Origin of the sequence: Parabacteroides sp. D25 (assembly GCF_000307475.1) — a bacterium.
Lineage (GTDB): Bacteria > Bacteroidota > Bacteroidia > Bacteroidales > Tannerellaceae > Parabacteroides > Parabacteroides distasonis.
Map to the genome: position 1 here is coordinate 163226 of NZ_JH976509.1, position 13098 is coordinate 176323.

Annotated in this window: 14 protein-coding genes; all 14 read left to right on the forward strand. The window is 36.3% G+C overall.

Annotated features, from left to right (window positions below; translation table 11 throughout):
• Positions 1-6: 6 nt before the first annotated feature.
• Entirely contained in the window at positions 7-396 is a 390-nt protein-coding gene (locus HMPREF0999_RS20140; RefSeq protein ID WP_005856242.1) for a hypothetical protein, read from the forward strand.
• The gene (locus tag HMPREF0999_RS20145; protein ID WP_005856244.1) at positions 393-1535 is read left to right on the forward strand and encodes an MraY family glycosyltransferase; all 1143 of its coding nucleotides are present in this window, start codon (positions 393-395) and stop codon (positions 1533-1535) included. Before HMPREF0999_RS20140 ends, HMPREF0999_RS20145 begins: the two co-directional genes overlap by 4 nt.
• A gap of 51 nt (positions 1536-1586) precedes the next feature.
• Positions 1587-2348, forward strand: a complete 762-nt coding sequence (locus HMPREF0999_RS20150) for a DNA-binding domain-containing protein (RefSeq protein WP_009276771.1) — start codon at positions 1587-1589, stop codon at positions 2346-2348.
• 328 nt (positions 2349-2676) lie between these two features.
• Positions 2677-3048, forward strand: a complete 372-nt coding sequence (locus tag HMPREF0999_RS20155; RefSeq protein WP_005856250.1) for an acyltransferase family protein — start codon at positions 2677-2679, stop codon at positions 3046-3048.
• A gap of 236 nt (positions 3049-3284) precedes the next feature.
• A complete protein-coding gene (locus HMPREF0999_RS20160) occupies positions 3285-4814 on the forward strand; it encodes a membrane protein (protein WP_029257216.1) in 1530 nt (509 codons plus the stop codon).
• A gap of 147 nt (positions 4815-4961) precedes the next feature.
• A complete protein-coding gene (locus HMPREF0999_RS20165) occupies positions 4962-6077 on the forward strand; it encodes a glycosyltransferase (protein ID WP_008778278.1) in 1116 nt (371 codons plus the stop codon).
• Positions 6078-6440: 363 nt separating this feature from the next.
• Positions 6441-7136, forward strand: coding sequence for a hypothetical protein (locus HMPREF0999_RS20175; protein WP_009276776.1), 696 nt, complete (start codon positions 6441-6443; stop codon positions 7134-7136).
• An 8-nt stretch (positions 7137-7144) separates the two neighbouring features.
• A complete protein-coding gene (locus tag HMPREF0999_RS20180; protein WP_009276777.1) occupies positions 7145-8047 on the forward strand; it encodes a hypothetical protein in 903 nt (300 codons plus the stop codon).
• The gene (locus HMPREF0999_RS20185; RefSeq protein ID WP_005856274.1) at positions 8044-9219 is read left to right on the forward strand and encodes a glycosyltransferase; all 1176 of its coding nucleotides are present in this window, start codon (positions 8044-8046) and stop codon (positions 9217-9219) included. Before HMPREF0999_RS20180 ends, HMPREF0999_RS20185 begins: the two co-directional genes overlap by 4 nt.
• A 9-nt stretch (positions 9220-9228) precedes the next feature.
• Entirely contained in the window at positions 9229-9648 is a 420-nt protein-coding gene (locus HMPREF0999_RS20190; protein WP_005856277.1) for an adenylyltransferase/cytidyltransferase family protein, read from the forward strand.
• A 9-nt stretch (positions 9649-9657) separates the two neighbouring features.
• Entirely contained in the window at positions 9658-10488 is an 831-nt protein-coding gene (locus HMPREF0999_RS20195) for a phosphorylcholine transferase LicD (protein WP_005856279.1), read from the forward strand.
• Positions 10489-10536: 48 nt separating this feature from the next.
• Positions 10537-11352 carry a glucose-1-phosphate cytidylyltransferase gene (gene rfbF, locus HMPREF0999_RS20200; protein ID WP_005856281.1) on the forward strand — a complete coding sequence of 272 codons (816 nt, stop codon included), beginning with the start codon at positions 10537-10539 and terminating at the stop codon, positions 11350-11352.
• 15 nt (positions 11353-11367) lie between these two features.
• A complete protein-coding gene (rfbG, locus tag HMPREF0999_RS20205) occupies positions 11368-12435 on the forward strand; it encodes a CDP-glucose 4,6-dehydratase (protein WP_009274994.1) in 1068 nt (355 codons plus the stop codon).
• Between the two features lie 7 nt (positions 12436-12442).
• Positions 12443-13098, forward strand: a 656-nt coding sequence (locus tag HMPREF0999_RS20210) for an NAD-dependent epimerase/dehydratase family protein (protein ID WP_009276778.1), incomplete at its 3' end; no start/stop codon positions are given.

A 13098-nucleotide genomic window follows, 5' to 3' on the forward strand; every position in this document is an offset into this window, starting at 1 on the left:
AAATCAATGTCTTCCCTTCCTTCCGGCGTTCGTTTGGTGCGGTTGCTGAACGAGCATTTAAATGATATCATGAGCCGCGAGCGTGCGAACCAAAACTCGATTCACCTGTATTGCACGGGGCCTTACTGGGTGGCATTTGAGTGCTCGGCCTATCAGTTGCGCCATGTATTCCCGGACAGCGAGATTACGCCAATGCGTTTGCTCGGCTACCCGTTCCCGGTGGTGATGGTGTCCGTTACGGATCGTTCGCTCCGCTCGTATGCCCGCAAGCACATCTTGCGAAGAGACGACATAGATTACAAATTATTAACAGCATCCCAACTCTCCCATGAGGACTACCAAGCGTGGCATGCCGGCGAGGTGAAGGGGTTGCCTTCATTAAGTGAGATCGTATGAGTGAGGTGCAAATTCTATTATTGTTATTACTGTCCGGATATCTGATCTCCGTGTCTTTGGGCATGGTGATCATCCCGAGGATCTTGGTGATCTCCCACAAGAAAAGACTGTATGATGTCCCGGATTCTCGAAAGGTACACACGACCCCGGTTCCCCGCTTGGGTGGCCTGTCGTTTTTTCCCGTGGTCTTGATGTCGTTTGCCTTGGTGATAGGCTTTCGCCTTTATCTGTGGCCCTCGGATCTGTCTAGCTTCTCGATCGAGATGCTCCATGAGTATCTTTTCTTGTTCGTGGGCATGACACTTCTTTATCTGGTGGGTGTCTGCGATGACTTGGTCGGGGTGGGTTACCGCTACAAGTTCATCGTACAAGTCGTGTCGGCCCTCCTGCTGGTGTTGTCCGGCAATTGGCTCGATACGCTGGGAGGCCTATTCGGGATCTATTCGGTCCCGGCCTTGCTGGGTGTGCCAGTCACGGTTTTCGCCGTGGTTTATGTGACAAACGCTATCAACCTGATTGACGGGATCGATGGTCTGGCCTCCGGTTTGTGCTGTATCGCCTTATCGGTCTTGAGCGTGTTCTTTTTCATTCAAGATCAATGTGTTTATGCCTTGCTCGCTATCTGTACGCTGGGAATCCTCATGCCTTTCTGGTGCTACAATGTCTTTGGCAATGCCAACTGCGGGCATAAGCTCTTCATGGGCGATGCTGGGAGTTTGACGTTGGGCTACGTGATCAGTTTCCTGATCATTCATTTATGCGTATCGAATAGTACCTCTACGGAGCGTTCGAATCCTTATTTGGTGATTGCCTTTTCCACGGTCTTGGTACCGTTGCTGGACGTGGTACGTGTGGTGCTGCGCCGCCTTCGTGAGCACAAGAACCCGTTCTTGCCGGACAAGAACCATTTCCATCATAAGTTGTTGCGCACGGGTATGCGGGTGCGGATGGTGATGGTGACGATCATTTGCGTGTCCGTTTTCTTTATCGCATTGAATATTGTATTGGCTAATCATTTGAATGTCAATTGTATATTATTTTTAAACCTGTCTCTATGGACGGTTCTTCACTTGGTGATCGATTGGCTGATCGCCCGGAATCGGCAGAAGAGGGAATCGGCATTCGACAAGAGGTTCTAGACAAGGAAAGCCGGGAAGGGCAATTCCGTCCTTCCTATAAATCAAAATACCATGAAGAAAGTATTGAAAGGCTGGCTCATCGATAATGCGGTGACCACCGACAACAAGACGGACAAGATCTTGTTACTGGCCTCGGCCGGAAGTTTAACTTTGGATGACGTGTTGGAGGAGATGTACAAGCAAGACACCGGTCTACGCCCGGAGACGATGCGTCACTCTGTGACCCTCTACCATCGGATAGTAATGGACTTGATCTTAAACGGCTATAGCGTGAACACGGGTCTGTTCCGTGCCGTCCCCCAGTTGAAAGGCGTGGTTGAGGGCGGCGTTTGGAACAAGGAGAATAATTCCATCTACGTCTCTTTCACGCAAGACAAGGCTCTGCGCGAGGCGATCGCCAAGACCGTGGTGGAGATCCTCGGCGAGAAGTCTAACATCATGTACATCCTGGAGACCGAGGATCGTAAGACGGGCTTGAAAGACGGCAGCGCCACTGCGGGTCACAACTTCTTCGTCCGTGGGGCGATGTTGAAAGTGGTTGGCGACCACGAGTCGGTAGGTGTTACGCTGACCGACTCCAAAGGTGCCACCACGAAACTGACGGACGACCAGATCACCATCAACAACCCTTCTTCGCTCACGTTGCTCCTGCCGGCTGATTTGGCGGAAGGTGAGTACACGCTGACTGTGACGACGCAGTATGGTAGTGCGGGTCACATACTGAAAACGCCTCGTAGCGTAAGTACGCAAATTTGGGTGGGCGGAAAGCCTGCTGATGGCGGTGGCGATAGCGAGAGCCCGGATGAGATCTGACATATTTGGTAAATCGCTATTACCAGTACAGGTAAATCACTATTACCTGTACTGGTAAACCACCTTTACATGATAAGGTAACAGGGATTTCTCGGTTGAGTATGCTTTGGAAATAGCTTGTACATTGGTGAGACCACGGTGTGATCTGATAATGGGTGTAGGAATTATGTGAATAAAGTTCCTAATAACATTACATTGGACACAGATAATGTTAAAATCAAAATTGATTGTTAATATGACTAGGTTTAGGGTACTGCAAAGAGCCTCCCCTAGAGTGTACGCCTTGTATTGAGTTTGCATAATATTTAAATGATTTATTAATAGAGAGATGAGAGAACGTATTGTTGCCTTCGACTATTTAAGGGCTCTTGCTATTACCGGTATATTGCTATGCCATTTTTGTCATAATTATAATTCAATTTCATTTTTAGGACATTATTTCGGAGGTGTCTTTGTAACATTGTTTATCGCAATGTCTGGTATGCTATTTGGTATTGTATGGAATAATAATAGCCGGATGGAATATGATATGTCTTTTCTGAAACAAAGATTTTTTAAACTTTCAGTTACATATTATCCATTTCTGATTTTAATGTTTGCATTCCTTTATTTTGTGGATGATTATCATTTCAATGTAAAAAATCTGTTCCTAATAAATATGTTTCATTTTTGTTTTTTATTAGTTTTGAGATATATTTGATGTTTGAGGTTGTTAGTGAAGGACGTTATTCCTTAATGCGTATTATAGATAATCCTTTTTTTGCTTTTGTAGTGTATGTGATTTCTAGTGTATTATTGGGTTGTATATTGCATTTTATTGTAAAATACATAAAAAAATATGTGCTTTAATTGCTCTTAAGTCATGAAATATTATTCTCTGCATTGTCTGGTGTGTCTTAATAAAGTGTGTGCTTTGGATTGTTCGATTACGATTTTATGTCTGCAAATTCCGAAAACAATAAGCGAATAGCTAAGAACACGTTGTTCCTCTACATGCGCATGCTTCTGATTATGGGGGTGACGCTGTACACCAGTCGGGTCGTGTTGAGGGTTTTGGGTGTAGAGGATTTCGGCATTTATAATGTGGTGGGAGGGGTAGTTTCCATCATGAGCTTTTTTATTTCTAGTTTATCTAATGTTACCCAACGATATATGAATATAGGTTTGGGAAAACAAGACTTAATGGAGACAGGATGTGCTTTTAGACAGAGCCTAACCCTCATGTGGCTGTTATCCGTATTATTATTGCTGTTTGGTGAAACATTGGGACTTTGGTTTGTATACAATAAGTTAGTGATACCTCCAGAGAGGTTAGGTGCTGCCGTTTGGGTATATCATTTTTCATTGATCTCCATACTTTCCGCTATTAATCAAGTCCCATTAATGGGGGCTATAGTTGCGCATGAGCGAATGAATATATATGCCTATCTTGGTCTTTTTGAGGCTTGTGCTCGATTATTCATAGTCTATTTGCTTGAAGCTTTTGGAACAATCGATTCGTTGATATTGTATGGTTTGCTTATGGCTATAGTTTCTGTCTTCGTCTGGCTAATTTATGCGATATATAGTGTAAGGTCATTTACCGAATGTAAATTTAGGTTTTATTGGAATTATAGTTTGGTCGCAGAGATGTCAAAGTTTATAGGTCAAAATTTATTTGGCTGTTTCGCTTGGTCTGCAGGTGTACAAGGAACAAATATCCTTTTAAATATATTCTTTGGTCCCGCTGTAAATGCGGCACGAGCGGTTTCTGTGCAAGTAAGCGCAGTTGTTACACGTTTTACTGAGAATATGATGACAGCGGTTAAACCTCAAATAATTAAATCATATGCTTCCGGTGATTGTGAATACATGGTGACACTAATTGAGAAAAGCTCTAAATATGCTTATTTCTTAGCGGCCTTGATAGCTATACCTGTAATGGTTGAGATAGAGTTTATACTGGAGGTTTGGTTAGGTGAGGTTCCAAGCCATACTATATCATTCACTCGTCTTGTTCTGTGTGAATCCTTGATAGGAGTATTTATACCACCTCTATGGATGGCGGCAAATGCAACTGGACATATAAAAAACAGTCAAGTATATGGTAGAATGTTCACGTTGGCGATATTACCTATAAGCTATCTTTTGTTAAGATTGAATGCTAATCCGCTTGTCCCATTTATTGTTGCGGTTTTAGCAAATGTAGGATATTGGTTTTATAGTTTGTGTGATATTCATAGGCAAATACAGTTGAATATGAGAAATTACTTTCGAGATGTTGTTAGGCCTATATTAATTTTTACATTCTCATTGGTGTTAGTCGGTTCTATATTGATGTTAATCGAACCTAATGATTCAGTTTTTCGTTTCTTGATAGTTTTTTCGCTTTCCGTATTTATTGGCTTTAGTGTTATTTATAGTTTGTTGCAATCAAGTGAGCGTATGATATTGCATGCGGCTCTAAAACGATTTGTTGTTAAATAGTTGTTTTTGTTATTAATAGAGTAAAAATAGTATATAAGCAATGTAGGGTTATTGAATCATGTTAAGTAACTAGAATATATTTGATGTAATTTGAATTTAAATTATTTATATATGACTTGTGGCAATAAAAAAAGAATTCTGTTCGTGATGCAAAGCCTTTATGATGGTGGAGCGGAAAAATTATTGGTGGATATGCTTAATAATTTTGATTATAGTAAATATGATATAGATCTTTTGTTAGAACATGATTTTGGAAATTATGCAAATCTAGTGCCTTTAGAAGTGAGAAAAATAATATTATTCTATAATATTAATAGACCCTTATTAGAAAGAATGATAGGAAAAATAATGTCCTATTTTGGTTTATATTATTTTTATATATTATTTTTTAGAAGACAGATAATAATTGATAAGATGAAAGGTGAAAAGTATGATACGATAATATCTTTTTTAGAAGGACGGAGTTTGGTGTATCATAGCTTTATATTGAAGCAAGGAATTAGGCATTTATCTTGGGTGCACGTAGATCTGTTTAATTTCCATTGGACAAAAAGGTATTTCAAAAGTAATAAGCATGAGAAGAAATGTTATGAATTAATGGATGATGTGATCTTTGTGTCTAATGATGCGAAAAATAAATTTCAACAACTTTTTAATGTGACTACATCCACAAAAGTAATATATAATTTGATAGATTGTAAGACAATTGTCTTGCGGGCAAATGAGTTTAAAGTTGAGAAAAGGAAATTTACGGTTTGTCTAGTAGGAAGATTGGTTAGACAAAAACAATTTGATAGTATTATAAGAGTTGCTAGAATTTTTGTAGATAATGGATATGATATAGATTTTTGGATTGTTGGTGCAGGTTGTTTGGAGTCAGATCTTAGTAAAATGATCCATGATTTACATTTGGATGATAATGTACACCTTTTAGGTTATAAGCCTAATCCTTATGTCTATATAAAGTGTGCGGATTTATTTGTGAGTTGTTCTTTGGCAGAGGGATTTTCTTTAGTTGTGGCGGAAGCATTATGTCTGGGAAAAGCAATTGTGTCTACAAAAACAGTTGGTCCAGTAGAGCTTTTAGGGTCAAATTCCGAGTATGGGGTTTTGGCAGACAATGATGATGAATCTCTGTATAATGCAATTAAATTATTTGTCAATGATTATAATAAGGTCTTTGTCTATCAAGATAAAGCAGCAAAACGTTCTTTGATGTTTGATGTTGAAAAAACAATGAATGAAATATATAGTATTTTATGACTGGCTCATTTGTTATTAAGAAGAATAGAATTTTAGAGATATTGTTCTTTATTATAATATTTCTTGTTAATCTTAAAATGACACTAAATATATCAGACTTTGCTACAGCTAATTTATCTATACTTATTATTGGTATTTCTTTTATTTCGTTGCTTTTTACAAAGATAGATGATAATATTTATTGGATAGTTCTATTTTTTATACTTTCATTGTTTCGTGTGGAAGCATCTAAAATGTTGTTTGTGTCATTGCTGGTATCAATATCTAGGAATCTTTATATTGATAAAATGGCTAAATATTCTTTTTGTCTAACTGTATTATTCTTAATTATAAATTACGGTTTATTGATTTTAGGAGTGTTGCATGAAGAATATTCTGATTTTTTTCTATAAGTCTGGAGGCGTTGTTAGTGATATGGGATATGGAAATCCTAACCTGTTTTCATTGTATTTGTTTTTCTTGGTTATTTTTCTTGTGGTTTTAAAGAAAGAAATTAATACATTTCTTGTCGCTTTTATAGTCTTTGTTATATATGAATCATTTTATTCTCGTACGGTTCTGTTCTCTGGCTGTATTCTGCTTGTTTTATCTTTTGTTCAAAAAACAAATTTAAAAAAAAGTTTCTTTAATAAATATATATTGTTGTCTTATCCATTTGTGATACTATTCTTTTTTATTGTTGTTTTGTTTAATGAATCAGAGTATTCTTTTATTCATGAAATTAGTTCTGGTAGATTAAGGTATTCTTTGCTCGTATTTGGCGAATTAACTCCGAATAATTTGTTGATTGGTGCAACTAATATTGATGAGTCTATTATAATAGATGTTGCGTATATATCATTGCTGCTGTCTTCTGGAATTTTTTCTTTAGCATATTTGTATAATCTATATTGTAAGGCTGTTTCTAAGTTTGATTATAATTTGATTCTCATTCCTGTAATGCTTCAATATTTATTTTTGAGTTTGTCCGAAAGTGCTATTATTAATACATATCTTTGGGGAGGTCTGTTTTTTTGGATAGTAATGTCGGGTAAGTATTCTTGTGGTAAAACCAATTAATTATTTATATGTTTTTTGATTTAAAGAAAAAAATATCTTATAAAGAATGGAATGTGGGATTTTTTAATGCTATTCCAGAAGATTTAGTCAGTGATAATATTGATTTGTCTAATATCACTTGGTTAAGGAGAGACTCTAAATTTCATTGTTATGCAGATCCATTCATTTTAAATGTATCTGACTGCACTATTGATTTGCTTGTAGAAGATATCTTGTTAGGTAGTAAAAATGTAGCAACAATATGTCATTTGTCTGTCGATAAATGTATAGGTGAAATAATTGAAAAATATACGTTGATAGATGATAATATACATAACTCTTATCCCTTGATTATTAGAGGTGATACTCTTGATGAGGTTTATATTGTTCCTGAAAATTCGTATTCTACAGAACTTAATGTTTATAAGTATAATACTTTGTTACATTCTTGTGAACATTTCAGTACTATGCTTCCTGTTGCAGTTGCGGATGCTACAATCTTGCCTTATAATGGAGCCTTTTATCTTTTTGCAACTTCAAGAAATGCATATAATAAGGATTTGTATATGTGGACTTCAAATAATAGATTATATGGATACGATTTGTCTCCAATATTAATAAAATCTAATTTGTTTGGGAGCAGAATGGCTGGTGATTTCATGTACGTAAATAATACTGTATACAGACCAGCTCAGGATTGTTTACAAGGGTATGGTAAAGGTATTATTCTGTATAAAGTTGAGGATATTTCAGATAAGTCCTATAATGAAACAAAAGTAATATCCCTTTATCCTGATTCCTCGTCATATTACTCGGATGGTTTGCACACGATAAATTTTTATAAAAGCATATGTGTTATAGATGGTTATAAGAATCACTATATTCCTTTTCAGAAAATATATCGTAAATTATTTGATAAGTATAGATCATGAATATCTTGTTTATTAGTTTATTAGATCCTTCTGAATCAGGTAGTGGCAATCAAAAAGTCACTTTGTTGTCTGCCAAATATTTGTCTAGTGTTGGAATTCATTGTTTTATAGCTTATTTTAAAGATTCTGAATATAGTTCCTCTCAATTAGTCTTTGATGCGAAATTTAAAATTGATTATAATGATTTAGATGGTTTCCGTTCTTTTCTTATTGATAATGAGATTTCTATTATTCATAATCAGGCATCAAGAGCTGTTAATATGAAATTCCTTGGTCAAGCTGTTGCGGGATTAAAAGTGAAAATTATATCAGTTTTGCATAATCTTCCAGGAACAGAGAATATTAGATATAATAAGCAATCTCTTTTGTTTCAAGTTCTTAATAGGCGGATTTCTTTTAAGTGGCTTATTTATCTTTTATTGTTATTCTTCTACCCTATTACTCGTTTTCTAGTTAAATATACTACCAAAAGGAAGTATAAATCTATCTATAAATACTCAGATGCTTTAGTTCTCCTATCTGATGCTTATATACCCATTTATAGATCTATTGCTAATTTGAAGGATTCTTCTAAGATGGTCTCAATTCCCAATTTTCTCTCATTTGATTATGTTGAGCGTAACTATTCTAAAACAAATGAATTGCTAATTGTGGCTCGATTTGATGAAATATCTAAGCGTATATTACTAGCATTAAAAATTTGGAAACATTTTTTATCTACTTATGACGTGAGAGATTGGTGTTTAACTATAGTTGGTTATGGAGAGTGGGAATCTGTTTATAAAGACTTTATAAATAAAAATGATATTGTAAATGTGAAATTGGTTGGGCGTGATGATTCAAAGAAATATTTTGAACGTTCGTCAATACTAATGTTTACCTCTTTATTAGAAGGTGCTCCACTAAGTCTGCTTGAAGCTATGCAGATGAAAGTAGTCCCTATTGCTTTTGATGATTGTATGGCTATTCGAGGTTTCTTAATTAATGATGTTAATTCAAAAGTTATTAAGTCTTTGGACATATCTGAATATTCTCGCTCGATTTATGACTTAATTACTAATGAAAAATTGCGTTGTAAACTTTCAGAGAATGCTTTTAATTGTCTCCATTATTTTACTGTAAAAAATGTTATGCTAAGGTGGGTGGATTTGTATAATAGTTTGTTGAAATAATATATAATTATGTGTCACGAAAATTTTATTATTGGATACACTTCTGGAGTGTTTGATATGTTTCATATTGGTCATTTAAACATACTAAAACGAGCTAAGGAATTGTGTGATTTTTTAATTGTTGGTGTTAGTACCGATGAATTGGTAAGAGAGTATAAGCATAAAAGTCCTATAATCTCTTATGATAATCGTAAGGCAATTGTTGAGGCTTGCAAATATGTAGATAAAGTAGTTCCTCAAGTTAATCGAGATAAAATGTCTGCTTATCATCGTTTGCATTTCGATGTGATGTTTGTTGGTGATGACTGGAAAGGTAATTCTTTGTTTCAGGAAGTAGAAGCTGAGTTGAATAAGAATGGAGCTAAAGTTGTTTATTTTCCTTATACTAAAGGTATTTCTTCTACTATATTGCGTGATAAACTAGTTTAAATTACTACTATGAATGTTGATATTAAAGATTTTCAATATAAAATATTAGAAATAGCGTTTTATTTTGATGAGTTTTGTAAGAAATATGATATAGAATATTATTTAATGGGTGGAAGTGCTTTAGGTGCTGTTAGGCATCATGGCTTTATTCCATGGGATGATGATTTTGACGTTTTTATGACTTTTAATAATTATCATAAGTTCCTTCATTATGCTTCTATACATCTTGATACAGAAAAATTTCATCTTCAAAGAGAAAATTCTACTGAGTGGCCTTTGTTTTTTTCTAAGTTAAGAATGAATGGAACAACTTGTATTGAAAAAGGATATAATAAAATGCATCAAGGTATTTATATTGATATAATGTGTTTGTATAATGTATCACCTAATAAGTTTGTTCGTTATATTCAATATTTATCCGCTCAAATTTTAAAAGCTACATCTCTTTATTTGGTAGATTACGATTCTGATAGCTTTTTCAAGAAAGTATTTATTAATTCTTGTCATTTTGTTGTAGGTACTACAGCAAAAAACTTTTTATTCAAAATATTGAATCACTTTTCAACTAAAAATACGTTACTTGTTGGCCATTTTTTTGGAAAGGCTCCGTTTCCCAAAACGAGTTTTCCTCGTAAATGGTTAGGAATTCAGCGCTATGTGAATTTTGAGAATCTCCTTTTACCTATTCCTTTTGAAGCAGAAAAATATCTTTCTCTTAGGTATGGTAGCGATTTTATGAAAATCCCTAATTCTGATATTTTTACAGAATATCCTATTCATGCAGTTTTTGTTGATATACATAATGATTATACAATTTATAAAGACAAGTTTAATTCTTAATTATCTTAGCTTTAGCTGATTACTTAACTGAAAAATCTTTTCTTTATCATGAAAGTAGTACTTCTTGCAGGAGGTTTCGGTTCTCGTATATCTGAGGAATCTCAGTTCAAGCCGAAGCCAATGATTGAGATTGGTGGTATGCCAATCTTGTGGCACATTATGAAAGAGTATGCCTATTATGGTTATACCGAGTTTATCATTTGCGCCGGTTATAAACAGGAATATATTAAGGAGTGGTTCGCCAACTATTTCCTTCATAACTCTGATGTGACTTTCGACTATCGTGGTGGCAACAACGAAATGACCGTTCATCAAACTAATATGGAGCCTTGGAAAGTCACAGTCGTTGATACGGGCTACAACACTATGACTGGAGGCCGTATTAAGCGTATCCAGAGATATATAGAGAATGAGACTTTCTTGATGACATACGGCGATGGTGTTTGTGATGTAGAAATTGATAAATTGGTGGAGTTTCATAAGAGCCATGGCAAGCTTGCGACCCTTACGGCCGTCAAGATAGCACAAGATAAAGGAGTCTTAGATATTACTAAAGATCAAGCCGTAAGGGCTTTTCGGGAAAAGAACGCCTCTGATGGCGCTCCTATTAATGCCGGTTACATGGTGTTAGAACCCGAGGTTTTTGATATGCTGGAAGGGGGTGACTCTTGTGTCTTCGAAAAGACCGCACTAGTCAAGTTGGCGCAAGAGGGTCAGTTGATGTCTTACATCCATACTGGTTTTTGGCAGTGCATGGATAATATACGTGAGAAATCTATGCTTGAAAAACTGCTTGCCGAGGATAAAGCTCCTTGGAAGCGTTGGGAGCGCTCTGTTCCGGAAATACCAGATTACGCAAAATAATAAGTTATCATACGAATGGGAAATATATTGGATTTTTATAAAGGCAAGAGGATTTTCCTTACGGGCCATACCGGCTTTAAGGGCTCTTGGATGTGTAGGATACTCGCTAATGCCGGAGCGGTCGTTACCGGATATTCACTTGAAGCCCCAACAGAGCCTTCGTTGTTTCAAATTGCCAATATTGAAGATGACATACATTCCGTGATTGGCGATATACGAGATTATGCCTCTCTAAAGAAGGCTTTTGATGAGTCTCAACCAGAAATTGTGCTGCATCTTGCCGCTCAGCCCATTGTTAGAGATTCTTATAAAGATCCTGCCTATACCTACGAGACAAACGTGATGGGTACCGTGAATATTCTTGAGTGTGTTCGCAATAATTGTTGCGTGAAGTCTTTCTTGAATGTCACTACGGATAAAGTGTATTTGAATAGGGAGTGGAGTTGGGGTTATAGGGAGAATGAGGAATTGGATGGGTATGATCCTTATTCAAATTCCAAATCCTGTTCGGAGCTGGTGACTCATAGCTACAAGCGTTCTTTCTTTACAGATATTGATGGTCTGCCTATTATTCCTATTTCTACTGCTAGAGCGGGTAATGTGATAGGTGGTGGAGATTTCGCCAATGATAGAATAGTACCTGATTGTATCCGTGCGGCTGTAAAACATGAGGATATTGTTGTGCGTAATCCATACTCTACCCGTCCTTATCAACATGTTCTAGAACCTTTGTATGCTTACCTGCTGATAGCGATGAAGCAATATGAGGATATCGGTTTTGCGGATTATTATAATGTAGGTCCCGATGATGTGGATTGTTTTCAAACAGGCGCTCTTGTTGAGCTATTTGTGAACAAGTGGGGCGAAGGCATGAGGTGGGTGAACAAGTATGACGGTGGTCCTCACGAGGCTAATTTCTTGAAGCTTGATTGCTCTAAATTGAAAAAGACTTTTGGATGGAGCCCTCGATGGAATCTGGATGAGGCAATGGAAAAGATTGTTGAATGGAGTAAGGTTTGGCTAGCAGGTGGGGATGTTCGTGTTTGTATGGATAAACAGATAGATGAATTTTTAAACGTATAACGATAATATGAAGAACGTAATCGTCACAGGGGGCAATGGTTTTATAGGTAGTTCACTTATAAAGAAATTGATAGAAAAAGGTACTAGGGTTGTTGCTGTTGATATTACCTTTCATGGCAATCGTTTGCCTGATTCAAATCTTATTACGAGGATAGAATCAGGGGTGAATACATCTCTAGTCGAAAGACTGCCAGTAATTGAATATGACTCTTTCTATCATTTTGCGTGGAAAGGTGTAAATGGGGCTGATAAAGCAGATCCTACGGTTCAATTATCAAATATTCAGATGGCAGTAGATTGCGCTAATATTTGCAAGAGGCTAAATGTGAAAAAATTTCTTTGTGCGGGTACTGTAGCGGAGAATGTAGCATTTAGTTTGTCGCATCTGAAAAAAACGACTGGTGGAATGATGTATGGTGTGGCTAAGCATGCTTGCAGAATAATTTTGGAAGATTATTGCAAGAATATCGCTCAACAGTTTGTGTGGATGCAGTTCTCAAATATATACGGTGTAGGTAATAAAACGGGCAATTTGGTTAGTTATACGTTAGGTGAGTTGATGGCTGGTAAAGAAGCCGCATTTGGTCCAGCTTTACAACCATATGATTTTATTTATGTGGATGATCTTATAGAAGCTGTATATCGTCTAGGCTTTAAGGAAAC